The 25170-nt window shown below is 41.3% G+C and carries 34 protein-coding genes and 1 pseudogene; 21 read left to right on the forward strand and 14 right to left on the reverse strand.

All coding sequences use genetic code 11. The features are described from left to right. Positions 1 to 33: 33 nt before the first annotated feature. Positions 34 to 1521, reverse strand: a complete 1488-nt coding sequence (locus CC97_RS06510; protein WP_044974318.1) for a class I adenylate-forming enzyme family protein — start codon at positions 1519 to 1521, stop codon at positions 34 to 36. Between the two features lie 398 nt (positions 1522 to 1919). On the opposite strand from CC97_RS06510, the gene CC97_RS06515 reads away from it, so the two are divergent. The 4 genes and pseudogenes from CC97_RS06515 (at position 1920) to CC97_RS06530 (ending at position 4160) form a co-directional block, all read left to right on the forward strand. Next, positions 1920 to 2189, forward strand: coding sequence for a hypothetical protein (locus tag CC97_RS06515; RefSeq protein WP_242848146.1), 270 nt, complete (start codon positions 1920 to 1922; stop codon positions 2187 to 2189). Positions 2190 to 2317: 128 nt separating this feature from the next. Beyond that, on the forward strand, positions 2318 to 2815 hold the full coding sequence (locus CC97_RS06520) for a CarD family transcriptional regulator (RefSeq protein WP_044974319.1): 498 nt from the start codon (positions 2318 to 2320) through the stop codon (positions 2813 to 2815). 109 nt (positions 2816 to 2924) lie between these two features. Next, a pseudogene (locus CC97_RS06525) lies at positions 2925 to 3401 on the forward strand (MATE family efflux transporter); the annotation flags it as partial. Between the two features lie 186 nt (positions 3402 to 3587). Continuing rightward, positions 3588 to 4160: a flavin reductase family protein gene (locus CC97_RS06530; RefSeq protein ID WP_044974321.1), complete on the forward strand. Its 573-nt coding sequence runs from the start codon at positions 3588 to 3590 to the stop codon at positions 4158 to 4160. A 265-nt stretch (positions 4161 to 4425) separates the two neighbouring features. On the opposite strand, the gene CC97_RS06535 is transcribed toward CC97_RS06530, so the two are convergent. The 4 genes from CC97_RS06535 to CC97_RS06550 form a co-directional block, all read right to left on the reverse strand. Next, positions 4426 to 5271 (reverse strand): Sir2 silent information regulator family NAD-dependent deacetylase, encoded by an 846-nt coding sequence (locus CC97_RS06535; RefSeq protein WP_044974322.1) that lies wholly within the window; start codon positions 5269 to 5271, stop codon positions 4426 to 4428. Continuing rightward, entirely contained in the window at positions 5237 to 6001 is a 765-nt protein-coding gene (locus CC97_RS06540; protein ID WP_044974323.1) for a protein-ADP-ribose hydrolase, read from the reverse strand. Before CC97_RS06540 ends, CC97_RS06535 begins: the two co-directional genes overlap by 35 nt. A 162-nt stretch (positions 6002 to 6163) precedes the next feature. Further along, positions 6164 to 6601 carry an Rrf2 family transcriptional regulator gene (locus CC97_RS06545; RefSeq protein ID WP_044974324.1) on the reverse strand — a complete coding sequence of 146 codons (438 nt, stop codon included), beginning with the start codon at positions 6599 to 6601 and terminating at the stop codon, positions 6164 to 6166. A 17-nt stretch (positions 6602 to 6618) separates the two neighbouring features. After that, positions 6619 to 6936 (reverse strand): hypothetical protein, encoded by a 318-nt coding sequence (locus CC97_RS06550; protein WP_347493515.1) that lies wholly within the window; start codon positions 6934 to 6936, stop codon positions 6619 to 6621. Positions 6937 to 7408: 472 nt separating this feature from the next. On the opposite strand from CC97_RS06550, the gene CC97_RS06555 reads away from it, so the two are divergent. Next, positions 7409 to 8335, forward strand: coding sequence for a DUF1848 domain-containing protein (locus CC97_RS06555; RefSeq protein ID WP_044976839.1), 927 nt, complete (start codon positions 7409 to 7411; stop codon positions 8333 to 8335). Positions 8336 to 8346: 11 nt separating this feature from the next. Continuing rightward, positions 8347 to 8508, forward strand: a complete 162-nt coding sequence (locus CC97_RS20040) for a hypothetical protein (RefSeq protein WP_156036805.1) — start codon at positions 8347 to 8349, stop codon at positions 8506 to 8508. A gap of 97 nt (positions 8509 to 8605) precedes the next feature. Here the strand turns inward: CC97_RS20040 and CC97_RS06560 are convergent, their stop codons facing one another. Further along, positions 8606 to 10192: an AAA family ATPase gene (locus CC97_RS06560; protein WP_044974325.1), complete on the reverse strand. Its 1587-nt coding sequence runs from the start codon at positions 10190 to 10192 to the stop codon at positions 8606 to 8608. Positions 10193 to 10765: 573 nt separating this feature from the next. On the opposite strand from CC97_RS06560, the gene CC97_RS06565 reads away from it, so the two are divergent. From CC97_RS06565 to CC97_RS06580, 4 genes are all read left to right on the forward strand, one after another. Then, positions 10766 to 11431 (forward strand): DUF6198 family protein, encoded by a 666-nt coding sequence (locus tag CC97_RS06565; RefSeq protein ID WP_049962738.1) that lies wholly within the window; start codon positions 10766 to 10768, stop codon positions 11429 to 11431. A gap of 225 nt (positions 11432 to 11656) precedes the next feature. Then, a complete protein-coding gene (locus tag CC97_RS06570) occupies positions 11657 to 11881 on the forward strand; it encodes a hypothetical protein (protein WP_049962739.1) in 225 nt (74 codons plus the stop codon). 42 nt (positions 11882 to 11923) lie between these two features. After that, on the forward strand, positions 11924 to 12451 hold the full coding sequence (locus CC97_RS06575) for a hypothetical protein (RefSeq protein ID WP_044974326.1): 528 nt from the start codon (positions 11924 to 11926) through the stop codon (positions 12449 to 12451). After that, a complete protein-coding gene (locus CC97_RS06580; protein WP_044974327.1) occupies positions 12448 to 12711 on the forward strand; it encodes a hypothetical protein in 264 nt (87 codons plus the stop codon). The genes CC97_RS06575 and CC97_RS06580 overlap by 4 nt, the downstream gene beginning before the upstream one ends. A 99-nt stretch (positions 12712 to 12810) precedes the next feature. Here the strand turns inward: CC97_RS06580 and CC97_RS06585 are convergent, their stop codons facing one another. Next, positions 12811 to 14415, reverse strand: coding sequence for an AAA family ATPase (locus CC97_RS06585; RefSeq protein ID WP_044974328.1), 1605 nt, complete (start codon positions 14413 to 14415; stop codon positions 12811 to 12813). A 239-nt stretch (positions 14416 to 14654) separates the two neighbouring features. Between CC97_RS06585 and CC97_RS06590 the strand changes: the two genes are divergently transcribed. After that, positions 14655 to 14849 (forward strand): hypothetical protein, encoded by a 195-nt coding sequence (locus tag CC97_RS06590; RefSeq protein WP_044974329.1) that lies wholly within the window; start codon positions 14655 to 14657, stop codon positions 14847 to 14849. A gap of 158 nt (positions 14850 to 15007) precedes the next feature. Here the strand turns inward: CC97_RS06590 and CC97_RS06595 are convergent, their stop codons facing one another. The 6 genes from CC97_RS06595 to CC97_RS06615 all read right to left on the reverse strand — a co-directional run bounded on the left by CC97_RS06595 (position 15008) and on the right by CC97_RS06615 (position 17457). Beyond that, on the reverse strand, positions 15008 to 15232 hold the full coding sequence (locus CC97_RS06595; RefSeq protein WP_044974330.1) for a hypothetical protein: 225 nt from the start codon (positions 15230 to 15232) through the stop codon (positions 15008 to 15010). A 108-nt stretch (positions 15233 to 15340) separates the two neighbouring features. After that, the gene (locus CC97_RS06600; protein ID WP_044974331.1) at positions 15341 to 15553 is read right to left on the reverse strand and encodes a hypothetical protein; all 213 of its coding nucleotides are present in this window, start codon (positions 15551 to 15553) and stop codon (positions 15341 to 15343) included. A 13-nt stretch (positions 15554 to 15566) separates the two neighbouring features. Beyond that, complete coding sequence (locus CC97_RS06605) at positions 15567 to 16127, reverse strand: SMI1/KNR4 family protein (RefSeq protein ID WP_044974332.1); 561 nt, start codon at positions 16125 to 16127, stop codon at positions 15567 to 15569. A gap of 22 nt (positions 16128 to 16149) precedes the next feature. Continuing rightward, complete coding sequence (locus CC97_RS06610; RefSeq protein ID WP_044974333.1) at positions 16150 to 16731, reverse strand: SecY-interacting protein Syd; 582 nt, start codon at positions 16729 to 16731, stop codon at positions 16150 to 16152. A 211-nt stretch (positions 16732 to 16942) separates the two neighbouring features. Beyond that, positions 16943 to 17080, reverse strand: coding sequence for a hypothetical protein (locus tag CC97_RS20050; RefSeq protein WP_156036807.1), 138 nt, complete (start codon positions 17078 to 17080; stop codon positions 16943 to 16945). Next, positions 17077 to 17457, reverse strand: a complete 381-nt coding sequence (locus CC97_RS06615) for a VOC family protein (RefSeq protein ID WP_044974334.1) — start codon at positions 17455 to 17457, stop codon at positions 17077 to 17079. Before CC97_RS06615 ends, CC97_RS20050 begins: the two co-directional genes overlap by 4 nt. A gap of 178 nt (positions 17458 to 17635) precedes the next feature. Between CC97_RS06615 and CC97_RS06620 the strand changes: the two genes are divergently transcribed. The 9 genes from CC97_RS06620 to CC97_RS18690 all read left to right on the forward strand — a co-directional run bounded on the left by CC97_RS06620 (position 17636) and on the right by CC97_RS18690 (position 23623). Then, on the forward strand, positions 17636 to 18088 hold the full coding sequence (locus tag CC97_RS06620; protein WP_044974335.1) for a hypothetical protein: 453 nt from the start codon (positions 17636 to 17638) through the stop codon (positions 18086 to 18088). A 305-nt stretch (positions 18089 to 18393) separates the two neighbouring features. Then, positions 18394 to 19116 (forward strand): SOS response-associated peptidase family protein, encoded by a 723-nt coding sequence (locus CC97_RS06625; protein WP_081850013.1) that lies wholly within the window; start codon positions 18394 to 18396, stop codon positions 19114 to 19116. 31 nt (positions 19117 to 19147) lie between these two features. Further along, positions 19148 to 19855, forward strand: coding sequence for an MBL fold metallo-hydrolase (locus CC97_RS06630; protein ID WP_044974336.1), 708 nt, complete (start codon positions 19148 to 19150; stop codon positions 19853 to 19855). Between the two features lie 492 nt (positions 19856 to 20347). Further along, the gene (locus tag CC97_RS06635) at positions 20348 to 20626 is read left to right on the forward strand and encodes a hypothetical protein (RefSeq protein WP_044974337.1); all 279 of its coding nucleotides are present in this window, start codon (positions 20348 to 20350) and stop codon (positions 20624 to 20626) included. A gap of 24 nt (positions 20627 to 20650) precedes the next feature. Further along, a complete protein-coding gene (locus tag CC97_RS06640; RefSeq protein ID WP_044974338.1) occupies positions 20651 to 21337 on the forward strand; it encodes an SOS response-associated peptidase family protein in 687 nt (228 codons plus the stop codon). A 136-nt stretch (positions 21338 to 21473) separates the two neighbouring features. Continuing rightward, positions 21474 to 22007, forward strand: coding sequence for an ankyrin repeat domain-containing protein (locus tag CC97_RS06645; RefSeq protein WP_197021837.1), 534 nt, complete (start codon positions 21474 to 21476; stop codon positions 22005 to 22007). Between the two features lie 43 nt (positions 22008 to 22050). Next, positions 22051 to 22455 (forward strand): hypothetical protein, encoded by a 405-nt coding sequence (locus CC97_RS06650; protein WP_044974339.1) that lies wholly within the window; start codon positions 22051 to 22053, stop codon positions 22453 to 22455. A 12-nt stretch (positions 22456 to 22467) separates the two neighbouring features. Then, the gene (locus CC97_RS06655; protein ID WP_044974340.1) at positions 22468 to 23037 is read left to right on the forward strand and encodes a GNAT family N-acetyltransferase; all 570 of its coding nucleotides are present in this window, start codon (positions 22468 to 22470) and stop codon (positions 23035 to 23037) included. Continuing rightward, entirely contained in the window at positions 23030 to 23623 is a 594-nt protein-coding gene (locus CC97_RS18690; protein ID WP_049962741.1) for a DUF3267 domain-containing protein, read from the forward strand. The genes CC97_RS06655 and CC97_RS18690 overlap by 8 nt, the downstream gene beginning before the upstream one ends. 86 nt (positions 23624 to 23709) lie before the next feature. Here CC97_RS18690 and CC97_RS06665 read toward each other — a convergent pair whose 3' ends face one another. Next, positions 23710 to 24516: an arylamine N-acetyltransferase gene (locus CC97_RS06665; protein ID WP_049962742.1), complete on the reverse strand. Its 807-nt coding sequence runs from the start codon at positions 24514 to 24516 to the stop codon at positions 23710 to 23712. A gap of 184 nt (positions 24517 to 24700) precedes the next feature. Between CC97_RS06665 and CC97_RS06670 the strand changes: the two genes are divergently transcribed. Beyond that, positions 24701 to 25168 (forward strand): pyridoxamine 5'-phosphate oxidase family protein, encoded by a 468-nt coding sequence (locus tag CC97_RS06670; RefSeq protein ID WP_044974341.1) that lies wholly within the window; start codon positions 24701 to 24703, stop codon positions 25166 to 25168. Positions 25169 to 25170: the final 2 nt, after the last annotated feature.

Consider the following 25170-nt stretch of genomic DNA (forward strand, 5'->3'; position numbering starts at 1 on the left):
GTCATATCGGCTGATCGCTGTTTATTTATTATCTTATCTGTAAAATTTTCTGTTCATCTTTCCGTTGTAGGTTCTTGCAACCTCATCAACCTCTTCGATCTTCTTAGGGGTTTTGTAAGGCTCAAGACTGTGTGAAAGCTGACGGCGGATTTCATATGCATCCATAGTTCCCTTTTCTTTCATTACAACAAGAAGTTTAAGTGAATTGCCGTAAAGCTCACTTTTTTCTGCGATGCAGATACAATCCTTTATTCCTTCAATGCGGATAGCGGCTGACTCAACCTCCTCCGGCGCAACCTTAAGTCCGCCTGTGTTGATAACATCATCAGCACGTCCTCTTACAAATACAAATCCGTTTTCATCAACATAGCCGAAATCATTTGTATAGACTATTCCGTCTTCAAGAATTTCAGCTGTAAGCTCAGGCTCGTTGTAGTAGCCTTTCATTACTGAATTGCTTCTGAACGCAAGTTTGCCCATGTTTTCCTTAGAGGATTTTATTGGTTTACGATCATCATCTACAACAATTGCTTCAGTATTCGGCAAAAGCTGTCCTATGCAGTATTCAAGACCTGTATATTTATTGTAAACAAGATTTGTGAGAATACCTGCCTCAGATGAACCGTATGCGTTGTGAAAATTGGTATTCGGGAGCAATTCCATTGAAAGTTCCTTGTCATGCTCAAGCAATGGCGCTGTACCGAGCTTGATGTCCCCTATTCTGTCAGAATATTCTGCGAGTTTTTCAGGTACCATAGTCAGAAGAATTCTGAGATTTGCGGGAACAAGTGAAAGGAGCAGTTTTTCGCACGGATAGTCAAGTGCTTTGAAGTATGTATTTAAATCAGCCATTCCACGAAGTATGTAAACTGTTCCTCCGCTGCGGAGCATTCCTCCTGTTTCCCATATTCCCTTTGCGTGATTAAGCGGAGTAGGAGTAATAAGCACACCATGCTCAGCGTAGTACTTCATATCAAGGAAATCAGCGATTTTTTGTTCAGATGCTCCCATTGCTTTGAATGTAATTTCAACACCCTTTGATGCACCTGTTGTACCTGTTGTAAACATGATGATCTGTGTGTCATTTTCAGATGGAAATTCAAGACCGCTCATGTCATCTGCAAGTGAAATGCTTATTGAACGAATATCCTGCATTGAGAAATATTTCAGATTATCAGGTAAATCATTTATGGCAATTTTTTCGGAAATAACAGTATCTGCTTTCAGTTTTAAGGCAACCTGTATTGTTGAACTTGATGGCATATTTTGTTCAAGAGCACATGGAACAGCGCCTGCAAGCTGTAATCCGTAGTAGCAGATTAAATAACTCGCACTCTGTGCAGCTTTTATGGCGACCAGACTCCCCTTATTTATGCCGTTTTCTTTGAAAAAATGAGCTGCTCTGCAGATTTCTTTCCAGAATTCTGAATATGTAAGCTGTTCTTTATTTGATACAACAGCAATTCGATTGGATTTTGTAACTGCGTAATCAGAAATTACGCTAAGAATGGTATTATTCATTTTAATTCCTTCATAGATTTTTTTTGCTGATTTGACTATACTACTGAGATATTTTTTCTTTTATCGTCAGCTTGAAAATAATCATATTCTATTCCACATTACAAGTGAATCAAGATTAAGTGGCATGCACACTGCATTTCATTATACACCAATCCAAATGAAATTACCAGTGGAAAAAGAAAAATCATCGATATTAATGACCCGTTATATTCTTTTGTTGATGTTTTTAATCATATCAGCCTAAAAAATATATTACAGAGAAGGACTGCAGTACAGAACGTCGATCCGAAAGTTTGAAAAACTTTGTTGAATATCGCCTTTGACATCAAAAAATATTTTTGCTATACTATTCAGGTAATCATATTTTTATAGCACTGACACACGTTGTATTCTAAGGAATGCGTAAATCTGATCACGGAATGCTATCCGCAGATGAAGTATCCTTTGAGTACAACGTGTTTTTTTGTGCGGAAGCTGCTTTCCTCTACTATCCTTACTATGCAGGATTCAACATCTTTACGTTCTTTGCCAATTGGATCAGGCTCGTATGTTTCAATTTCCCGTTTGCATTCTTCTCGCAGCTTTTCTTTATCCAGCCTTTTATCAGGACATGCTTCAAGGCGGTATTCAGAAGAAAAGCCGAATCAGCTCAGACTGTAAAGGCATAATATTTGTGCAAAAGTCCCTTTGCTTTATCTCCTTGAAAAGTGATATAATAGAATAAGAGAACGTGTAGCAGTTACTGCGTAAGTCCAGTTACTTGCTTCACGTTCTATTTTTTTATGAGGTGATACTTATGTACAGCATAGGCGATAAGATAATGTATAGTTCATTTGGCATATGTAAGGTAACAGCGATAGAAAAGCGTAATCTTACAGGAGAAGAACAGGAATATTACATTCTCAAGCTTATAAATTCTGATAAAAACATCTTTTATGTACCTACCAATAATGACACGGCTCTCAGCAAGATGCACCCGATATGCTCAAAGGCTGAGGTCGATGAGCTGATCTCCCACATGAACTCCGAGGGACTTATATGGATAGACAACGACATCAGGCGTAAGGAAGAATACAGCCGCATCATTAAAGATGCCGACAAACATGAGATCATACGACTTATCAAAACGCTGTACCTTCGCCGCAAGGAGCTTGCCGAAAGCGGAAAGAAGCTCCGTTCCACGGACGAAAACTATCTTAGCCTTGCTGAAAATATGCTCTTTGAGGAGTTTGCCTACGCTCTTGATATCGACAAAAGCGAAGTTGTTGAATATATCGAAAAGCATATAGCATGAAACAATACAGCACCTGTCGGCTCTTATCTCGACTGATACAATTTCATATCATCAAAACAGCGTGTGGCTTTAAGCGTAATTCCGGCTTATAGCTTCACGCTGTATGGACGCAGGGCTGAAAAGCCGGGTGCGTGAACTGTTCACAAAGCTCCTGTTAGCAGAAGCAGCTGTCGGAGCGGTCGCCCTGATCTTTGTGGAGTTCTTCCCACGTCAGCTTATCGGCATATTCGGAGCTGCGAACGAGAGCAGCTATTACACAGATTTTGCGGTACACGCTTTCCGCATCTATCTCTGTATGATGATATTTGCCTGCGTGAACAAAGCTTGCTTTATCTTCCTGCAGGCTATGGGCAAGGCTGTGGAATCAACAGTACTTTCCATGATAAGGGAGATCGTATTCGGTGTAGGCTTTGCTGTGATTCTGCCGTTGTTCTTCGGACTGGATGGTGTGCTGTATTCAATGCCTGTATCAGATTTACTGACATTTGTGGTTACCTTGTTCCTGATAATAAGGACATATAAGGAACTAAGTCTGCGGCAAACAAAAATCAGCCTGGAAATGAAATATCAGCCGGGGTCGAAATAATAAAACACGATTGATGATAGAGAAAGCATTCGAATCAGTGATATAAAAATCAAACTTTTCAGATGCTTGTAAACCATTTATCACTTTGCTTGCAGGCAGAGAATTGACATAGGTTGTGTTTGTGTTATAATTATAGTACAGGCAAGAAAAATGTCAAGCCTGAATGTTATAACGGAGGTAATCAAAATGAGAAAGAATTTAGGAGTACAGCCGGCTCTTTTCCCAATGCCTGTTGTCATCGTAGCAGCATACGGAGCTGACGGCAATATCTGTGCGATGAACGCTGCCTGGGCACAGATATGCGATATGGACAAGATTGCACTATTCATCGACTCAGATCATAAGACTACAAAGAACATCATTGAAACCAAAGCATTCACGGTGAGCATTGCCGATGTGTCGAATATGGAAACCGCTGATTTCTTCGGCATTGCAACAGGTAACAAGATGCCTGATAAGTTTGAGAAAAGCGGTTGCCACGCCGTCAAGAGCGAATTCGTCAATGCTCCGATCATCACGGAGTATCCCGTGGCACTGGAGTGCGAGCTTGCCGAGGAGATCAACACTGAGAATATGCACGCTATCGTTGGTAAGATCGTCAATGTAAGCGCTGAGGAAAGCGTTGTCGGTGACAAGGATAAGATTCTGCCCGAAAAAGTCAATGCACTTGTATTTGACCAGTACAGAAACGGGTATTTCTCCATTGGTGAAAAGGTCGGTCAGGCTTGGAATGCAGGGGCAGGACTTATGAAGAAATAAACACTTTGAACCCACTGGATTCAAAGTAGCGCACAAGGGCTGTTACTTTACATAACATCCCTTTTCATCGCAAATATTCAAAGGACTATATTGATAAGCAATACGAAAGTGGGAATTGGAACGAGTGGTGCTGATATAACTTAGCAGAGGTCAAAAAAATGCAGTCGGCAATGTCGGCTGCATTTTTGTTATATGATCTCAAAATGGAGGAATATATCATGGAACAGAAAGGCTATTGCACATTGACGGTGCAATAGCCTTGATTTTATATCCTGTCTAAAATACTATGAATATCCCCATTGATAAGAATACTTTGCTCTGCTATCTCATCCGGCGCATACGCTTCCCCGAAATTCAGGCAGGCATAGACCGCCTTCGGGTTTGCATAGGTCATCTTCCAAAACGGATACTTTATGATGACAGGCGTGTTCATGCCGACACCAAGCTCCAGAAACAGGATATGCAGTCCCTCATGGCGGCGCAGGAACTCATCATAACGCTCCGCTGCTCTGTGCCATCCCTCGTCCTCGACAAAGGTGTCATCTGCTCTGAGGTTCATGCTCATGGGCTTTCCGCAGACAGGACAGTGCGGAACAAGCTCTGACGGAACACGCATATCCCTCTGCTTTTCAAACATCGCCCTGACGGTTTCCTCGTTGTCATAGGTCTTTTGATGGCAAGGCTCACTGCACTGCCAGAGACCGTAGTCGCCCTGTGTATAGAAGAGACGGTGCTTGTCAAAGCCAGCCTTCTGGAATAGGTGGTCAACATTGGTAGTGAGAACAAAATAGTCCTTATCCTTCACAAGCTCAAACAAACGCTTGTATGTGCCGTTATCCACGTCCATGTAGCGGTTGATGCAGATGTAGCGTGACCAGTACGCCCATTGTTCTTCAAGAGTAGAAAAGGAGTAGAATCCGCCGGAATACATATCCCGAAAGCCGTATTTCTCCACGAAATCGGCAAAATACTTCTGCAAACGCTCTCCCGAATAGGTAAAGCCTGCGGCGGTGGAAAGTCCTGCACCTGCACCGATGACGATTGCATCGGCAGTCTGTATTTCTTTTTTCAGAAGGTCAATTTCCGCCGAGTAATCTCTTGTAGATCTCATGATCGTCCTCCTTGAATACATTGAAAATGACTTGTGTATCGTAGCTTTTGCGAAATTCCCTGACGGTGCGGACTGCTATCTCCGCCGCTTTATCCTGCGGAAATCCGAACACACCCGTTGAGATACAGCAGAAAGCGATACTCCTGATACCGTTCTGTACGGCTATCTCAAGACAGCTTTTGTAGGAGCTTTCAAGCAGACGGCAATGTTCATCTGTAAGAATACTGTCTACGATCGGTCCGACGGTGTGTATCACATAGCCGCAGGGCAGGTTGTAGGCAGGCGTTATTTTTGCCTTACCCGTGGGTTCTTCATGCCCTTGTGTCTGCATGATCTGACCGCACTTGTAACGAAGCCGTACCCCTGCAAAGGTGTGGATACAGTTGTCGATACAAGAGTGGCACGGCTGCCAGCACCCCGTCATTCCCGAATTGGCAGCGTTGACTATCGCACCGCATCGGAGCGTGGTAATATCACCTTTCCAGAGATAAATTCCGTCCTCTATTGGCGACAGATCTGCAATATCCGTGATACCCTTGCTCTCGGTCAAGGCTGTGAGATATTCGTCCTCGGCTTGCAGATAATCCTCGTCCGCCTTGACAGCAGGGCGGATATTCACAAGGCTTCTGTAAAGGCGGAATTTATCCGCATCATTGTTTGGTATCTCTATTTCGTCAACATCGTTTCTTTCTGACAGCAGATAGTTTATCAGAAGATCAAGTTTCACCATACGATCATCTCCTTATGACTGCCCCCACAGGACAGACCATCGCTGTCCACTGTTGCAACAACAGTGGAGTGTATCCCGTCCACGATAAAATTCAGATAATCATGTGCTGTCATATGTCCTCCTATGGAAAAAGTGTGCCGATCATTTCAGCACACTCTTTTTTTATTCTCCGTCTATTATCTTGCGTGTATCAGCAACAACTTGCGCAAGTGTAGTGCTTTTCAGCTCATTTTCCAAAGCCGCCTGAGCCGTTTGCAGTCTGTCGTCCATAGCCTTATGGATATTGCGCCCCACAGGACAATCCGCATTGGGATTTTCATGGAAGTGGAACAGCCCCTCATCATCTACGCAGTCAACCGCCTTGTAAATATCGTACAGCGTTATTTCGTCAAGTGCTTTTGCAAGGTGTGCGCCGCCGCTGCCCTGACGAGTTTCAACTATCCCTGCATTGCGAAGCTGTCCGAGGACACCACGGACTATCACCGCATTTACACCCGTACTGCCCGACAGGAAGTCGCTGGTCACTCTCATCTGACCGCCAAAAATGTCGATGCAGGTGAGGATATGCACTGCCACTGTGAATTTACTTGTTATCTGCATAGATGCTCATCTCTTTCTTACTCTCTTACCACGCTGATACGCTGCCTGATGTGAGCGCCTTTTTCAATCTCGTCCACCATTGCAATAGCGTAATCTGCATAGCTGATAATGCTCTCGCCCTTAGAGTTGAGCGTCAGCTCCTCGCCTGCGAGAATGTACTTGCCGCTGCGTTCGCCGTCAGCCTGAAAATCTCCTGCGGGGCTGATGTAAGTCCACTTTACGTCATTTCTCTGACGGAGTTCGCCAAGCGCCTTTGCCATAGCAGAAGCCAGCGGCTTGAACACTTCGGGAAAATCAGCACCGTCAGAAACGCAGGCGGTATGCTCAGCGTTCACATACAGGCTTCCTGCGCCGCCGACAACGAGAAGTCTTGTGTCAGTTCCCGAAAGAATGTCACACAGGTGAGCAAGTGAAGTGGAGTGCTGAGGAAGCGTTTCGGGTGTCCATGCAAAGTTGTAAGCACTACTGTTTCAACTTTCTGATATCAATATATCATGTAAACGTTAAGTTGTCAATATTAACATTACAACTTTGGTGGATTGCATAAAAGGACTGTGAAAAAATATGTGCATACTCAACAAACTATAGGTTTTCTTATCCTTTCATTCCATACTGGCTGAAATTTCTTCCAAGTAAAGCTCTTTCTCTGGCTTCTTCGATTCAACCATTTGAATGTTACAAACTTCGCATGATTATAAAGACTGCGAACTTCGTGGTACGCTCCGCTTTGACACATACTTGATGAGGACTGACCGTTGTAAAAACGAGCTGAATATGGTAAAATAGGAAGAAAGGACGGTGAGGTACATGATAATCAACACGGGTATGCGGACGGATATTCCGGGTTTTTATTCGCAGTGGTTCATGAACAGGATACGGGCAGGCTTTGCGTTGGTGCGCAATCCTTACCGCCCCGACTGGATCACTCGCTATGAACTGAATACCGATGTGGTGGACTGCCTTGCTTTCTGCACGAAGAATCCTGAACCGATGCTGAAGCACCTTGATGAGCTGAAAGTCTATCATCAGTATTGGTTCGTATCGATCACGCCCTACGGCAAAGATGTTGAGCCGAATGTTCCGCCAAAAGAAAAGGTAATGCAGGACTTCATCACGCTTTCCGAAAAGGTCGGAGTGAACTGTGTGGGCTGGCGGTATGATCCGATATTCATCGACCGCACCTACACGCTTGAACGGCATATAGCCGACTTTGAGCAAATGTGCCGCATACTTTCGGGATATACAAAAGTCTGCGTTATCAGCTTCATTGACCTCTATGAAAAGGTAAAACGCAATTTTCCGCAGGCAAGGACAGTCACACCGCAGGAGCGTATCACCATCGGCAGGACGTTTGCAGAGATTGGCAAACAGTACGGCATCACAATAAAAGCCTGCGCCGAGGGAACAGACCTTGAACCATACGGAGTGGACTGCGGCGGATGTATGACAAAGCAGACCTTTGAAACTGCGATCGGCAGCAATCTTATCGTTCCGAAAAAGAAATCGCAGAGAGCCGAATGTGCCTGCGTTCTCGGAACGGATATAGGAGCTTATGATACCTGCGGACATCTCTGCCGTTACTGCTACGCAAACTATAACCACGAAAATGTAAGACGGAATATGCGTCTGCACAACCCCGAATCGCCGTTCCTTGTAGGTGATTTGCAGGAGGGCGAGGTCATACATCTGGCAAATCAGGAAAGCTGGATAGATGCACAGCTTTCATTCTTTTAGGCGGTGATACTATGAACAAACTTCTTACGTTCCTCAGAAATGAGGTACGGTCTGACATTACAAACCGTAAATCCTACTTCTTCAGCGTTCTCTACAAGGAAGCTGAAGATAAGGATTTCATACGAAATGACGAATCGAGAGCAATCGACTATGACGTTAAGCATAACCTTTGATCCCGCTGAAAGGAGGCGAAAACAATGACATAGATTACAAACTGCAACAAAAAACCGCCTGCGGATAAATCACAGACGGCTTGAAAGATATTCGGTTTTATGCTTTTTCGATCGTGCAGGTATGCTTACCTGTTTTCTCGTCATAATTGATTCCAGCCAGAATGATATTGCCGGCAAATGGCTTTAAAGCAGCTGTGTACTTCTTAGCCTTGATCTGCTCAATTGCACCGCCAGCAGTCTTGTTCCATTTCAGCTCAATCACTAAAGCAGGATAATTTGACATAGGCTTTGGAATATAAACTACATCAGCAATGCCTTTTCCGGACGGCATTTCTTCTATTTTTGCGAAACTGCCCTCCGTGCAAATGTATGCATATTTTATAATCGCTCTCAAAGCCTGTTCATTGTTATAAAACTGTGGAGCGTAATTCTCGCAGCGGATCTCTTCCATGATTTCTGCTACTGTATCAGCATCTTCTTTAAGAGTTGCGTCAAGAAGTTTCTTTGACCGCATGATGAGTTTCATCCATTGCTTGCCTTCATTTTGAGAAGAAATGAATTGCTGGAATTCTTCACGAACTTCATTATTTGGAATATGAACTGTTTTATTATCTGCATGATATGTCAGATATCCTAAATGAACGAGAAGCGTTAAAACATCATCCGCTTTATTAAAGGTTTCAAAATCATTTTGAAAGCTTCTAACATTTACAGAGATGTCCTCGCCCGATACTAATCTAGCAATTGTTTCCTGTAGCCCATCAAAATTCATGTTAATATAGGACTTCAGAGATTCTGCTGCAGATGTTTGCGTCCAATATGACTGACACTTTTTCTTTTCCAGCGCCTTCATTACCGAATACGGATTATAAATTGCTCCTATATTCGGAAAATCATATCCATCATACCATTCCTTGACTTCCTGATAGTCAAGGCCTCGTGCCAGACATTTTTGCTGTACTTCTTCTTCCAGAAAGCCTGTGAATTCAGCAAAGTCACACGGTTCAATAATCGGATACTCATCAAAATCAGAAATCGCAGACTGCGAACCATCTTTTTTTATAGGAAGGATACCCGTCATATAAGCGGCGGCTACCACTTTCGGAGTAAAGACGTTGCTCTTAAACCATCCCCTTAGAAGATTAAGGTATCGTTTCTGAGCTTCAGGATCATCTTTTGCTTCACGGATCATGGCATCCCACTCATCAATAATAAAAATAAAAGGTTTATTTCCTTTTTTATTTACATATGCAATCAATAGCTCTTCCAGTCCCTTATCGACAGGAAGATTCGGATCCATCGCTAACAAATCTTCTTTAACTGCATCAGCAATTTGATCAGGTACTTCTTTTAAAGCAATTCCTTTTCGCTGTGCTATAGAAATAAACCATGTGATATCAAGGTTAATAACATTGTATTGATTCAGATGTTTTTCATACGAATCACATTCGGCAATTTTCTTATCATCAAAAAGCCTGTGGGAATCACAAGTGCAGTCATAATATGCACTTATCATTTTAGCAGCATAAGATTTACCAAAGCGGCGTGGTCTGCTGATACATATCAGCTTATTCTTCTTGCAAATACGTGAGTTGACAAGCGAAATTAACATTGTCTTGTCCACATAATCCTCATCGTTTATCTCATCAAATCCGGAATTACCGGGATTGATATAAGTTCCCATATTCTCACGCTCCCTTCGCAGATGTTATTATCGTTCTTTTGTATCATTTTTAGTATACCAAAAAACAGACAATAATTCAAGTCTTAACAATGTTTCTCTGCGCTAAAAGCCGAAAATTCTGTTTCTTCTGCTTCCTTTCCGGGACAGCAGTATAAAGGAATTTTATATAAATAACTCAAACTAAAAAAATTATATCATAAATGACGGTGCTGCGCAATAAAAAAGGTTTTACTGATTGAATTTTTCGGGGTGGTTTGGTATAATAAGGTTAAGCAAGAGAGCAATACAGCCCTCTCTGCTAAATCGGAATTTGTCGATTAACTTCCGATATCCGAAAAACTGAACTATAACCAAAAAACTGAAAGTTAATCGGCTCAGTAAATTCTGATTTAGCTTAGTAACTGAATACGCTCAAACACGGATAACTGTCCTCACACAGCAGACGGCTATCCGTTTCTTTAGTATGATCAATTGAAATAAGAGCAATTTAGAGAAATCAGAAAGGAACTGTGACATAGTGTGTACATGGTTCTACGCTGATTATAAGCATCTGTCAAAGGAGAAAATCTACCTGTGGTAAAAGACAAAGAAAAGAAAAATCCAAAAGATCTGATACAACGATATTTGCTGTTTCTATCAGGACTATTTATTGCTTCAATGGGTGTTGCTTTCTCCACAAAGGCAGGACTTGGTACATCGCCTGTGGCTTCTGTGCCGTATTCGGTATCTCTTGTGAGCAGTCTGTTCACCTTTGGCGGCTGGCTGAACCTACTGAGTATAACGCAAATAACCGCACAAATCATTATCCTAAAAGGAAAATGCAATTATGTCGAGATAGCGATACAAACGGTTCTCGCATTTGTGTACGGCTATCTGACCAATCTATCCTGCTATCTGATAAGAGAAATAGAAGTGAACGCTTATCCTATGCAGTTTCTCTTTATGCTTCTCGGTTGTGTGATTCTTGCGCTCGGAATATGGATACAATTCAAAGGTGCGGTTGCGATGCTACCGGGTGAAGCAATGAACCGTGCAATCAGCAAGGTCACTGGCAAGCGTTATGAGAATATCAAGATATTCTTTGACATTCTCTACATTGCAGTATCGGCTGTGATATGCCTGATCTTTCTTGGAAAACTGCAAGGTGTCCGTGAGGGCAGTATCATTGCTGCTATATTAGTCGGTACAATCATTAAAGGCTATAATAAAGTCTTTGATATAATCGTCAAAAAACAATAGAGAAAATAAAGGATTAAAGAGCTTATCAGTTCTTATGATATAAAGGACGGTGAAACATGAACAAGATATATGTAGCGATAGACCTAAAATCGTTTTATGCTTCGTGCGAATGCGTAGAGCTTGGGTATGATCCGCTGAGATGAGCTGACGGAGGACGAGATCACCGATCTTAACGCTAACCTGAACCGTCTGCTTGACAGCCTGGACGAACAGCCTGAGATCAGCGTGACCTACTTCGTACCCGATGAAAAGAAGTCGGGCATCCAGAGATGCTATGTCGAGACCCTGACAATATACGCAAAAGAAAAGACCTACGTATTTTCAGCTCAGATGGATATCGACTATGACGAGGTAGCCAAAGACCCCGCAAGCATGACCGCACAGTTTGAGAACAGCAAGTTCTCACGCCTCAAAAACTACATCGAGGAGCGCATTTATATAAATATATAAATGCGGACAGGCTAAGAAAAATCTGACAAAGGAAATGAAAAAATGAAAGAAAAATACGACTATGACACTGTCAACGATACCTCTGCCACGGAAGGTTTAATATTTTTTGCCGCAGTTGGACTGATGATATATTTATTCATGAAAGGTGACCATCTCGATAGACGGATATTCTGGATATTAGTTTTTATATCAGGTTCCGTGCTGGCATTCTTTATCGGACGAATCTTAGTCAGTGTGCGCTTTTCCGCTGACGACAACGCTGTCACATTCAGCAGGATATTCAGGAAGCGGATACCCTATTCCTCAATAAAAAGCATCGATCTGCGCACCGAAACAAGATCGTTCAAGAAAAAAAAGACGAAGTACCAAATTGTCACATATACAGGTGTCACCGAAATAATAACTTTCCACTGTGACGACGGCGACCATTCATTCGCGGGCATACTTGTCCCGCCGCATGACACATCCGAACCGTCAGGTGTGTCAGCCGAGGACATGGCAAACAGCAAGTTCTCACGCCTCAAAAACTACATCGAGGAGCGCATTTATATAACAACATCGTCAGAATGATAGTTGACGGGATCTGCTCAAAGTCTCCGTTTCAGGATATATGCGGTGAGATAAAAAGCCGCCGTGAAATTGCTGAAGTGATGCTGCGTGTTGATCTTGAATGTATCGAACGAGCTATCAGCAAAACTGAGGTACGGTCTGACATTACAAACCGTAAATCCTACTTCTTCAGCGTTCTCTACAAGGAAGCTGAAGATAAGGACTTCATACGGAACGACGAAGCAAGAGCAGATTCATACGACGCCAGAAATAATTACTGATTTCGCAGAAAAGAGGCGAAACCAATGACATGTATTAAAAACTGCAACAGAAAACCGCCTGCGGATTAATCACAGACGGCTTGAAAGATATTCATTTTTTTACTCTGGAGTATACTCAACGATCTTACAAGTGTGCTTCTTGGAATTATCAGAAGCATCCTTTTCATAGCTGATGCCAACAAGAATAATTTTTGTACCCAGGTTTTTAAGAGACTCTGGATACTTCTTATTCAGAATCTGATTTATAGCTCCTTCCACTTTTTTATTCCATTTTAGTTCTATAATCAGCGCAGGCCAGTCAGAATCACGGCGAGGAATGTATGCTACATCGGCATATCCTTCTCCTGTTCCCAGTTCTTCAAACTGAACATAATGATCACGGTAAGAATAGTAAGCCAGCTTTATCACACTGCGCAGACTGTCTTCCTTGTTATAATTCATCGCTGCAGTTTCCTCACGATGGATTTTTTCAATCTGTGCAGCAACAGCATCCGCATTTCCATTGATCGTATCAAGGAATAACTGCTCACTTTCTCTCAGACGATCAAGTGTAGCCTTGTGGTTTACCAGTTTTACAGCTTCGGAGAATTCCTTCTTGATTTCCTCATTCGGAATTCTTACAGTTTTATTTACAAAATCATATGCAAGATAACCGAGGTGAATCATAAGTGTCAGAACATCGTCCTTGCCGCGGAATGTAGTCAGATCGTTGGCAAATCCCGTTGTACTGACCTTGACATCCACACCGCCTATCAATTCAGCGACTGTCCTTGTCAAACCATTATAATCCTGACTTATATAATCCAGAAGACCTTCAGCAGCTGACGTTTCTGTCCAATAGGAATCAAAATCATCATTGCATATGGCATTCATAACAGAATTCGGATTATATATGGAACCGACATTCTTGAAAAAGTATCCATCATACCACTTTTTCATCATTCCGAAATCAGCGTTATTCTTATCGCAGATTTCTTTCACTTCTGCTTCAGTAAAACCAACATATCCACCGAATTCCAAAGGCTTTATCATGGTGAATTCTTTAAAATCTGAGATTGCAGACTGTGATCCGTCCTTTTTGATAGGAAGAATACCTGTCATGTATGCCGCGGCTACTACTTTTGGAGTAAAGCTGTTGTTTTTGAACCATCCTCTAAGCAAGTTAAGGTAGCGTTCCTGAGCTTCAGGATCATCTTTAGCTTCACGGATCATGGCATCCCACTCATCTATAATAAAAATGAACTTCTTACCATTAAATTCATCAATATATCGAATCAACTCTGAATTTAAAGACTTCTTTGCTGATAGTTTAGCATTAAGAAAGCGTAACTCAGATTGAAGTTCCTTCATGATCATCTTCGGAACTTCTTTCAAAGGTATATCATTACTTTTGGCATCTGAAATAAAACTGGTAATATCCAGACTAATTACATTGTATTGATTCAGATGTTTTTCATACGAATCACATTCGGCAATTTTCTTATCATCAAAAAGCCTGTGGGAATCACAAGTGCAGTCATAATATGCACTTATCATTTTAGCAGCATAAGATTTACCAAAGCGGCGTGGTCTGCTGATACATATCAGCTTATTCTTCTTGCAAATACGTGAGTTGACAAGCGAAATTAACATTGTCTTGTCCACATAATCCTCATCGTTTATCTCATCAAATCCACTATTACCCGGATTAATATAAGTTCCCATATTCTCACGCTCCCTTCACAGAGACTATTATGTATCATTTTTAGTATACCAAAAAACAGACAATAATTCAAGTCTTAACAATGTTTCTCTGCGCTAAAAGCCGAAAATTCTGTTTCTTCTGCTTCCTTTCCGGGACAGCAGTATAAAGGAATTTTATATAAATAAAACGAACTGTTTACTGATGTGTGATGCATAATCGTACATCAAAACAGTCTGTGTACATGAAAAGAGGTGAATCCATGTCCAAGTCAATCATTACCCAGGACGGCAACATCGTAAACTACGGCAATCTTGTAGCTGTGTACATTGAAGATGATCTTGATGACGATGAAAATGTCCTCGGCTACAATCTTATCGGTCTGACCGGTACTTCAAATGAACGCCTTCGGCGTACTATTACCAGAAAAGGCACCCGTTGGGTGCCTTTTGAGTAAGCTGTTTTTTAACAGCCCATCTAATCATTAACGTAGGATTATGTATCGCTTACAAAGAGACTCGCCGGAAGAAAGCAAAGGCAATGACTTGAGTACATGCACTCGACAGCAAAAGCCGCCTGCGGACTGACCACAGGCGGCTTTAATGATATTCTTTTTTATTTCCAGCCGAAATATTCCGCTATCATCATGATAAATTTCGGCAGAGACATGATACTGCTAGCAGTAATGATAATGGTTACAATACCGAGAGGACCGAATCTCTGGCTCTTGCCGCTCTTTACTCTTTTATTCCATATAGGAATCATGATAAGTGGAGGAACGACGATCCAGAATGCCATAGCACCCAAAACTAAAAAAACTATTTCTTCCAAAACCTCCATTGTTCTCTTCTCCTTTTAGTTCTTATTCAACAAGACAATATAATCATACCACATTTTCACTGATAAATCAAGTATGTAGGAAAACGCTGATCACACTCCCGGCTCATTTCATATCTTCGCATCACATACTGCATTATCGTCTGCCGCCTGCATATTTACTTCACCAGTATCGTTATTAAACTTGACTAAATAACTATCTACTTTATCCACCTTACAATATGTTCCAAGAAGAAAATACACATGATCTCTAAGATAATGCATTTCTTCATTACTATGCATTCTTCTAACCCATTCATCAAAATCACTTATAAAATCAGTCAATGTTAGTTTTCATTCATCTCATTTTATTCCTTTCTTCCATAAATCTTATCCACTTATCGGCTATTGCTTGCGATTTTTTTATTTTTTCTTCCGGATCCTCAGCAGCCTGTGCTTTTTTCTCTTCAAAACCGATTATTTCTTCTTCACATTCCTCTATCAATCGATGTAACTCATGTTCAAGATCAAACGATTTAATTGTACCGTTGTAACATGAGTACAGTTCGCCATCTGCCGGATTTAACGCTATCCTTTCTCCGTCTCCTATTCTCTCTCCAACTGTATAATATTCATCCGGAACCATTGCATCCTTTATTCCAAACATATCTGTTCCGTATATTGTTGCACTTGTTCCCATTATGGTAGCACCATTAGCAAATCTAAGAAATGCCTTATATTCTTCCGGTAATTTCACTTTATATGTCTTTTCAAGATTTTCAATCTGTTCTTCCGTTGCCGCTGCATTAAATGAATTATATCCAGCAGGATCGTCGCATTCATCAATTAATCTCTCACGGTCTTTTTCCAGTCTCTCAAAACACTCTTCCAGTGTTTTCGGTTCTTCTCCTATATACATTTCAATTTCTCCTCATAATCCGTCAGTCTTCCGGCCATATTCCTTTCATATTCATAAGTAAATCTTCTATAGAATCAGCAAGTTTAACTGAATGCCTGTCTCCAACTTCAACTGCTGTAACTTCACATGTCTCATTATTGACATGAACAAGATAGCTGTCTATTCCATCTATGTTACAGTATGTACCTATTAAGAAAAATACTTTATTTCTTATATAATGAGTTTCTCCATCAGCAATTGAGCCCTTTACACATTTTGCAAGATCCGTGCTTGGCAAAATAGAATCCAATGCAAAGCAAACAACACCTTCATAACTCATAATTTTAGCCTCAAGACGGCGAAAATAATAAGTATTGAAATATTGCTTTATCTGAGGATGAATTTTAAAACCAAGTTCTTCCTCAACATTTTCAAAAGAAAATACTTTCTCCTGAAGCTGTGGTCTCCATACCGCATAGCCTTCATCATCACGTGTTTCAGTTAAAATCAGTTCATCCGATACATTTCCTTTTGTATAAGGGATTCTCGGAAGTTTCCCCCAAAAGTTCATACTATTCCTATCCATTTCCTCAAAAAACGTCTCAAATGCTTCTTTCATGCTCATAATTAATCTTTCCCCTTTTAATTATTTTTCTCTCCATATTTCTTTCATATTAACTTCCGATTTTGCATGACGTTCATCGTCAGATAATATTCCAATTATAACATGCTTTAATACTGTTTTCAATCAAAAAGAATAAGAAAAAAAGCAGCGCTGACCGGACGCAGCTAAGCTACTGTCTGAATCAGCGCTGTTTTATTAGAATTATCCTTTATTATTTCCTGTTTTCCAGCTCCGGATGTATGTCTTCGATATACTTTTCAATCAATTCTGTAAGGAAAGAAGCGAGTCTGTCAAAATCATTACCGCCTTCATCCTTCTTTGCTATAAGATATACTGCATTCCTCTTCATTTGTAAATCTGTATCAGTTCCACCTGCTCGCCAAGAGGTCCGAAGCAGAACGCTACCCTTGCATTGAACGGAACAGAAATATCCTTTGATGATATGAAAACTTCATATCCGGCTGAACGTACTTTTGAAATTGTTGAGTCAACGTTATCGGTTTCAAGAGCAACATGTCGGATTATTCCGTATTCCGCTTCATCGTCCTTGTTAGTAAAAATCTCGATAAGTCCGTTTCCTGTATCGAATAAAACTCCGTCAGGATCTGCTTCATCACCCCAGGTGCGATAGCTCATACCAAGAACTTCAGAATAAAAATGTAAAACTTCTTTGTACTGTCTTCCTTTGCTACACTTCAGCGAAACGTGATGTATTCCTTTAATCATATTCTTCTCCCGTTTTTTATTATTCAAACTAAAAAAATTATATCATAAATGACGGTGCTGCGCAATAAAAAAGGTTTTACTGATTGAATTTTTCGGGGTGGTTTGGTATAATAAGGTTAAGCAAGAGAGCAATACAGCCCTCTCTGCTAAATCGGAATTTAAGGGAGTGAGTTTATCTATGAATTCAATATGGAGCGATTATAAGGAAGAACTGATTGAGAAAGAATATCTTGAGGCAGAAGAAATCTTTATTGCTGTATTTTCAGAAGCATACAAACATACTACTCAGAATGCAAAGCTGTTTACAGATCTTTATAACTGGTATACCTGCGGTATAGAAGATGGTATGTATCAGTTTTTTGAGTTTGAATACAGGACTGTAGATTCTTTATCTGACTTAGGTAAAGTAATTCAAAAATACCTTGGAGTCATTGCTTATGGTTGTTTTCAAAAGTGTGTCACAGAGCTGATGCCGCTTGTATACAGTGATTCGCCTGATTCTGCCGCTATTGATGAGATTTCAGAATCTATGAATGTTTATTTTAAGGAAAATGAAAAAGCCCTGTTGCATGGAATAAAAAATTATCTGCTTGAAGAAGGAGATAAGATTGCAGAAGAAATAGGCTGGTAAATTCTGATTTAGCTTAGTAACTGAATACGCTCAAACACGGATAACTGTCCTCACACAGCAGACGGCTATCCGTTTCTTTAGTATGATCAATTGAAATAAGAGCAATTAGAGAAATCAGAAAGGAACTGTGACATAGTGTGTACATGGTTCTACACTGATTATAAGCATCTGTCAAAGGAGAAAATCTACCTGTGGTAAAACTTACTTATTCCGCTTATGACACCAGATGTTAACATAAAGTGGGATAAGTAAGTTTCTGTTATTATTATATTGAACGTCAATAATAATTTGATGCTCAATATAATATCGAAACAGCGGACCAGAAGCCCGTATGGAAAGACTCTTGGTTCAGGCGGCGGTGTGTGATCCCTGCATCATGGTACTACGAATGGGGCATATCGCCCTCTGAAATCGGCTACCGTAACGCAAATGAACAGCGGAACATCAAAAAAGAAAAGTATGCGATACAGCTGGAAGGAGCTGAAAGCAAGGCTATGATAATACTGATAACCGGAGCATCACACACAGGCAAAACGCTCCTTGCACAAAAGCTGCTCGAAAAATATCATTATCCGTATCTGTCGATAGACCACCTGAAAATGGGGCTTATCAGAAGCGGACAGACTGACCTGACGCCTTATGATGACGATAAGCTGACAGACTATCTCTGGTCGATTATAAAAGAAATGATAAAGACTGCGATTGAGAATAAGCAAAACCTGATTGTAGAAGGCTGCTATATTCCGTTTAACTGGAAAGACAGCTTTGATGAGGAGTATTTATCTCAAATCAAATATATATGCCTTGTGATGAGCGAATCGTACATTGATGACCATTTTTCCGACATTATAGGAAATGAAAATGTGATCGAAAAGAGATTGCCGAACGAGGACTTCACTATTCAGTTTGTGAAGCAGGAGAATGAGTATTATCTGAAAACCTGCACACAATACGGGCTTGACTACATTCTTATCGATACAGGCTATTTTGAAAATGTCCGTGCCGGAGTGGATAGAATAATGAAATAGGCAGATGCGGATTGGACAGGGAGAATTCATTATGAATGACTGGTTTACTGTTGAGGAGATCGACACAGAAACTTTTGCTATTAGTGAATATCAGCATTGGGAAGAAACGCATTGCTATTTGATATGCGGACAGGAAAAAGCCTTTCTGATCGACACCGGATCGGGAATCTCAAACATCAGGAGCGTTGCCCTTCGTTTGACTACGCTCCCCATTACAGTGCTTACCACGCACGTTCATTGGGATCATATTGGCGGGCATCAACATTTTGAGAGAATAGCCGTACACGAAGCTGAAAAAGATTGGATAACGGGCGGCTTTCCTCTTTCGCTGAAGGAAGTGAAGGAACAGCTTACAAGGATTCCTTGCAAATTTCCGAAGGATTTTAATATTGATGCATACAAAGTCTTTCAAGGTGAACCTAAAATCATCTTACAAGACGGTTACTGCTTCGATTTGGGTGGGCGAACAATTCAGGTAATACATACACCAGGGCACTCGCCCGGACACTGTTGCTTTTATGAGCCGAAGAGAAAGTATTTGTATTCAGGGGACTTGATCTACAAAGGCAGCCTTGATGCATTTTATCCAAGCACCGATCCTCAGCTTTTTCGTCAATCTGTAAAACGACTGATGGACTACAATATCAACAGAGTTTTTCCCGGTCACCACGAATTAGATATACCTGTTTCAATGATCAGTAAGATCGAAGCTGCTTTTTCACTGTTAGAAGGGCAGTGACAACTGAAACAAGGGAAAGGTTTATTTGAGTTTGGAGATTTCTCAATTCATATCTGAGCTTAAAATCATGATTTATAAAGGACTTGACTATGAGAAAAGAACTATCTGAAATGACATTTGAAGAATTGTGGAATCTGTTCCCCATATTTCTTGTTCAGCACGATGTTCGATGGAGCGAATACTTCAAGGAGATAGAAGCCATGATTGCAGATCGGAAGATAATCAGTCGCAGACATACATACTTAACAAGAATACGAAGAAGATACATTATCCGTGGTGTTCCTCGGTTGAGGATATGGCGGAGCATAATAAACAGGAGTACACCGGAGATATAAATGAAATAATCGGACAGGACTACTCTCCTTGTAAACGGTGTAACCCGTCTTAATTACTGTATCAGCTCAGATTGAAAATCAGGGCTGATTGTGGTATAATTTGTAATGTAAGTTATGTGTGGATTGCTCGCACAAATAGGAAGTGAGAGGGATATGTATGAATGTATACGGTATTATAAAAAAATATATTGATGAATATGATTTTGACGATTTATTAGCGATAGGTGCGCCTAATGATGAATATGATTTAGAAACGGAAAGGATAAGCCAGAGAATCAATATTCAAAGTTCAGTATTAGAAATTGCAGAGACAATCTCTGATGTATTTCTTCATTCAATGTGTTCAGTCGTAAAAGCCGATGTAACCAATCCTGATCATTTCCTTGAAGTTGCTAAAAAAATAAAAAATGAATTAAATACTGGTTTACCGAAGTAAACAACACAGAGAGGAGTGAACCCCATGTGTACTTGGTTCTATGCTGAAAAATCTGTGCTGTCACCGATCATCACAAAGGCACAGCAGTTACCATTGACCGATACCATAATGAACACTATGGCGCGATCAGCAGCAATGTCGGGAAATATCCGTCCTACTGATATGGCAGCGGTGTTTGCTCCGAACAAGCAAGGCAATATGGCTGTGTTTCCTATGATATGGGGCTTCACTGTCGATGCATCTCCAAAACCGCTTATCAATTGCCGTATCGAAACAGCGGACCAGAAGCCCGTATGGAAAGACTCTTGGTTCAGGCGGAGATGCGTGATCCCTGCGTCGTGGTACTACGAATGGGGCATACCGCCCTCTGAGGTCGGCTACCATAACGCAAATGAACAACGGAACATCAAAAAAGAAAAGTATGCGATACAGCCCGAAGGAGCTGAGATCACATACCTTGCAGGACTGTACCGCTTTGAGGAGCATAGAGGTGTTCAGATACCCATGTTTGCCGTCATAACAAGGGAATCGGTCGAACCAGTTAGCTCAATCCATGACCGAATGCCCCTTATCCTCGGCAAAGAGAATTTGAGAGAATGGATACGCCCCGACGGTGATCCCAGCAGGATAGCGAAGAAGGCACTGACAAATATGGTCATGGAAAAAGCGGTTGACTATCCTGAGCCGAAGCCGGAGTTTATGCAGATATAGGATAAGATGAAAAAATTATTCAAAGTAATCAGGAACGGCGATTTTAATGAGGTCAAAGAGATAATAACAAAAAAGCCGGAATTGGTAAATTGCGTGGCGAAACAACCGCCCAAAAAAGGACGATGGGCAGTCGCCTTTGCAGGTAGCATTAAAAACGGGAAATTTTGAGATCGCTAAATATCTTATTGAAATGGGTGCTGATCTGAATTTTATGGAAGATGAATCATGCTGTAATGAGTGGAGAACTCCTGTTATTCATGATGCTATCACAGCGGCTGTCATGTGCAGTAGATGGAATACAAATAATAAATATATGGGTTTTAAGCTCTTCTCGACCAAAGAAAGAGCTGACGATGCTTTCGATACACTCAGTCTTATGATCAAAAACGGTGCTGATGTTAATGGTATCGATTCTCATGGCAATTCGGGAATATGGAGATTCTGTCTGCAATCAAATCAGGTCTTACCAAGTTTTAATTATGTTGACCATGTAGAAAGTGATGATCGCTTATTCACCGATGAACTACATGAAGACTTGCGAAGAATACTTACAGCACTGAAAGAAGCCGGAGCTGATCCGCATTATGCCGCACCTAATTTCGGCAAATGTCCACTTGAATTTTATACAGAAGGCTCTCTTTCAATAATACTAAAAGAGGTATTTGGATAATACATGGACAATTCTGATTATTTAGCAAAGAGGTGAACACGCTATGCCGGATAACTACGATGATATAAAACACCTCACCCGTCCGCAGTATGACGATCTGCACTCTATGTCCATGAGTGACAGGGCGGCACAGTTCAGCCCCTTTGCGGCACTTGTGGGCTATGATGATGCCGTCGCTGAGACTGCAAGGCTGACCGACAACAGAGCCGTGCTGACGGAAGACGATATATTTGAGCTGAACGTAAACCTGAACCGTCTGCTTGACAGCTTGGACGAACAGCCTGAGATCAGCGTGACCTATTTCGTCCCCGATGAAAAGAAGTCGGGCGGCAGATATGCGGAAAAGGTCGGTACTGTGAGGATATATGACAGTTACGCCAATGAACTTGTGTTCACGGACGGTGTGCGGATAGCGGTAGCTGATATGGCAAGGCTTGAGATACGATAAGGAGTTGCAAACATGATTATAGAAACAGAAAGGCTTATCCTGCGTCCTTTCACGGAAAGCGATGCAGCCGATGTACTGGAATACCTGAGAGAGCCTGCGGTCAACTGCTTTGCTTCTATGAAGCTGAACTCTCTCGATGAAGCAGAAGCTGAGATGAAGAACCGCTGCGGAGAAACGGAATACTATTTTGCGATCACTCTGAAAGATACGGGCAAAGTTATCGGTGAGATCGACGCATATCCCGAAACCGGAGAACAGCACTCCGATGAAAACGATCCGAAGGACACGTTCTCTCCGTGCTGGATGCTGAATAAGGGATATCAAGGCAAGGGCTATGCCTATGAAGCAGCTTACGCTTTCTTTGACTATCTTTTCAAAGATAAAGGGGCAAGGCGTATCTATGCCTATACCGAGGACTACAACACATCAAGTCAGCATCTCTGTGAAAAGCTCGGTATGCGGCGTGAGGGCTTGTTCTTGGAGTTTATCTCATTCGTGAATAATTCCGACGGTACTCCTCGCTATGAGAATACCTATCAGTATGCTATTTTGAAGAAAGAATGGGATAAGCAAAATGTATAAGTTTATCGGATTTGTAAAAGCTGATTACAGATACGACTATGAACCGCTGCCTGACAACGCAAGACTAATGGCGGATAGATCAACAACGATAACTATAATTACAGGACTTCTTGGGATAGCAGTTGGATATGTATTGCTTCTTGTGAAGCAGTATATTCTAAACGGCGGAGAAGCTGTATTAAATAAGCCCTTCATATTATTTGGTGCTGTATTGGGAGCTTTGTTTTTACTGCTTCATGAGTTCCTTCATCTGATACCGTACCCTAAGAACAGCACCAAAATAATATCTATAAAAGGTGGAACACCGAGTGCTTTCTGTTCGGCAGCCGTCAGCAAAGGTGCATTTATTGTTTCAAGCCTTTTGCCTGTTCTGCTCGGAATAATACCATTGATACTGTTTATGTTTCTACCTTCAACATATCAGGTAATAAACACCATTCTTTGGACAATGGGAACAATAGGACTTGCTTCTCCTGCTAATGATTACGCCGATGTTCTCAGATGTTTGCGAAGTGTACCGTATAAATGCAAAATACAAAGCGGTAAAGGTAGATTTTACTATTTTGGAGAGAATACTAAAAAATAGGATTTCTCTTAATCAACTTTGACCCCACTGGAGTCAAAGTTCCCCATAAAGAAAGGACGGCTCGCCTGAACCGTCCTTTTTAGTGGTTATAGTATTATCGAAAATACGTTTTTTAGAATTTCCGTTTTTGCCTTGGCTTTTATTTCTTCATCTTTTATGATCTCGCCGCCGTTAAACTCCTGAAAATGTCCGTCCCATATCCGCATATTACTGTGATCGGTAAATATAGATACCTTCTCAAACTTGTTTATCCCCGAAAGAGGGTGAATATCACAAAAGGTACAGGGCATTATGAAGTCTATATCAAGCTGTGGTTCTTCTGTAAAGCCATACAGTCTGCGCCAATCTTTATTTCTGAGCTTCTGCCACAATATCCAGCCGAAGAAATCGTCTTTTTCAAAGCGGTACTCCGAGATGCTGTCGCTTTGAACAAGCCCTTCTGCAAGCAAAAGAGGCTTTCTTGAACATTCGGAATTAACGCCAACATCGGTCAGGTATCTTTCCCCGTCTATCGTGACGGTCATCACTCTGTGAGTGCGCTGATGTATCTCGCCTTCGGGAATAATGTATCTGCTGAGATGGCTTCTTACATCAAATCCGATGCTTTTCAAAAGCCACGCATACAGCCCGTTCAGCTCAAAACAGATACCGCCTCTGTGTTCGGTTATCAGCTTGCGATACAATTCCTTATGATTGAGTGAAGTAAGCCTGTGTTCAAGGCTGTCATAGTTTTCATAAGGAATGTGAGTAAGATGAGATATTTGCAGTATCGAAAGGCTTTTAAGGTCTGCCGTTAAGACGTTGTTTATCCCAATACGCTTCATATATCCCATTATCTCATCATCGGTCATGGGAGCATTGTCGATACTGTATTCTATTTCTGTGTCTGACATAGTGATCGCCTCTATATTGCGTATACTTAGTATTTATATTATAGCACTGAGAATACATAAAGTCAATCTGCAAGGGCTGTTTCTGAAGTGTTGAACTGATTGACTTTTTCAGGTAATTGAAGTATAATATTGATAGGGTAAGCACTCGGCTTACTTATGTTCGTGACCATAACAGGAGGATACAATGAGAAGAAATGATAGAGAAATAACAGATAACGACGTGATTGAAGCATTTATTGCTAAAGAACAGATCATAAGAATAGCTTTCTGTGATAATGGCGATATTTACATCGTACCTGTAAACTACGGATACATTAATGAAAACGGAAACTACAGCTTCTATTTTCATGGAGCTAAGGCAGGCAGAAAATATGAGCTTTCAAAGACTTCTCCGAAGGTGGGGTTTGAGATAGACGGCAACTACGAGCTCCTTGAAGCAGATGTAGCCTGCGATTTCTCTGCTAAGTTCCAGAGCGTTATCGGAACAGGTACACTCAGCTTAGTGGAGGATACGAGCGAAAAAATCAAAGGTTTGAATACGCTTATGAAACAGACCACTGCAAGACCTGAATGGAGCTATGAAGATGCAATGATAAACGACGTGGCGGTTTTCAGGCTCGATGTTGAGAAAATGTCCTGCAAGGCAAAATAAAA

It is taken from the genome of Ruminococcus sp. HUN007, from assembly GCF_000712055.1.
In the GTDB taxonomy this organism is placed as follows: domain Bacteria; phylum Bacillota; class Clostridia; order Oscillospirales; family Ruminococcaceae; genus HUN007.

Bases quoted from the DNA above. Each gene is read 5' to 3' on its own strand.
- CC97_RS06555 (WP_044976839.1), top strand. From the start codon at position 7,409: ATGATAATCAACACGGGTATGCGGACGGATATTCCGGGTTTTTATTCG.
- CC97_RS18690 (WP_049962741.1), top strand. From the start codon at position 23,030: ATGTATAAGTTTATCGGATTTGTAAAAGCTGATTACAGATACGACTAT.
- CC97_RS06655 (WP_044974340.1), top strand. From the start codon at position 22,468: ATGATTATAGAAACAGAAAGGCTTATCCTGCGTCCTTTCACGGAAAGC.
- CC97_RS06595 (WP_044974330.1), bottom strand. From the start codon at position 15,232: ATGGAGGTTTTGGAAGAAATAGTTTTTTTAGTTTTGGGTGCTATGGCA.
- CC97_RS06530 (WP_044974321.1), top strand. From the start codon at position 3,588: ATGAGAAAGAATTTAGGAGTACAGCCGGCTCTTTTCCCAATGCCTGTT.
- CC97_RS06560 (WP_044974325.1), bottom strand. From the start codon at position 10,192: ATGGGAACTTATATCAATCCCGGTAATTCCGGATTTGATGAGATAAAC.
- CC97_RS06520 (WP_044974319.1), top strand. From the start codon at position 2,318: ATGTACAGCATAGGCGATAAGATAATGTATAGTTCATTTGGCATATGT.
- CC97_RS06610 (WP_044974333.1), bottom strand. From the start codon at position 16,731: ATGAGCATGAAAGAAGCATTTGAGACGTTTTTTGAGGAAATGGATAGG.
- CC97_RS06605 (WP_044974332.1), bottom strand. From the start codon at position 16,127: ATGTATATAGGAGAAGAACCGAAAACACTGGAAGAGTGTTTTGAGAGA.
- CC97_RS06670 (WP_044974341.1), top strand. From the start codon at position 24,701: ATGAGAAGAAATGATAGAGAAATAACAGATAACGACGTGATTGAAGCA.
- CC97_RS06635 (WP_044974337.1), top strand. From the start codon at position 20,348: ATGAATGTATACGGTATTATAAAAAAATATATTGATGAATATGATTTT.
- CC97_RS06575 (WP_044974326.1), top strand. From the start codon at position 11,924: ATGAAAGAAAAATACGACTATGACACTGTCAACGATACCTCTGCCACG.
- CC97_RS06640 (WP_044974338.1), top strand. From the start codon at position 20,651: ATGTGTACTTGGTTCTATGCTGAAAAATCTGTGCTGTCACCGATCATC.
- CC97_RS20050 (WP_156036807.1), bottom strand. From the start codon at position 17,080: ATGAAGAGGAATGCAGTATATCTTATAGCAAAGAAGGATGAAGGCGGT.
- CC97_RS06590 (WP_044974329.1), top strand. From the start codon at position 14,655: ATGTCCAAGTCAATCATTACCCAGGACGGCAACATCGTAAACTACGGC.
- CC97_RS06535 (WP_044974322.1), bottom strand. From the start codon at position 5,271: ATGAGATCTACAAGAGATTACTCGGCGGAAATTGACCTTCTGAAAAAA.
- CC97_RS06665 (WP_049962742.1), bottom strand. From the start codon at position 24,516: ATGTCAGACACAGAAATAGAATACAGTATCGACAATGCTCCCATGACC.
- CC97_RS06545 (WP_044974324.1), bottom strand. From the start codon at position 6,601: ATGCAGATAACAAGTAAATTCACAGTGGCAGTGCATATCCTCACCTGC.
- CC97_RS06650 (WP_044974339.1), top strand. From the start codon at position 22,051: ATGCCGGATAACTACGATGATATAAAACACCTCACCCGTCCGCAGTAT.
- CC97_RS06630 (WP_044974336.1), top strand. From the start codon at position 19,148: ATGAATGACTGGTTTACTGTTGAGGAGATCGACACAGAAACTTTTGCT.
- CC97_RS06515 (WP_242848146.1), top strand. From the start codon at position 1,920: ATGCGTAAATCTGATCACGGAATGCTATCCGCAGATGAAGTATCCTTT.
- CC97_RS06620 (WP_044974335.1), top strand. From the start codon at position 17,636: ATGAATTCAATATGGAGCGATTATAAGGAAGAACTGATTGAGAAAGAA.
- CC97_RS06585 (WP_044974328.1), bottom strand. From the start codon at position 14,415: ATGGGAACTTATATTAATCCGGGTAATAGTGGATTTGATGAGATAAAC.
- CC97_RS06580 (WP_044974327.1), top strand. From the start codon at position 12,448: ATGATAGTTGACGGGATCTGCTCAAAGTCTCCGTTTCAGGATATATGC.
- CC97_RS06615 (WP_044974334.1), bottom strand. From the start codon at position 17,457: ATGATTAAAGGAATACATCACGTTTCGCTGAAGTGTAGCAAAGGAAGA.
- CC97_RS20040 (WP_156036805.1), top strand. From the start codon at position 8,347: ATGAACAAACTTCTTACGTTCCTCAGAAATGAGGTACGGTCTGACATT.
- CC97_RS06510 (WP_044974318.1), bottom strand. From the start codon at position 1,521: ATGAATAATACCATTCTTAGCGTAATTTCTGATTACGCAGTTACAAAA.
- CC97_RS06540 (WP_044974323.1), bottom strand. From the start codon at position 6,001: ATGGTGAAACTTGATCTTCTGATAAACTATCTGCTGTCAGAAAGAAAC.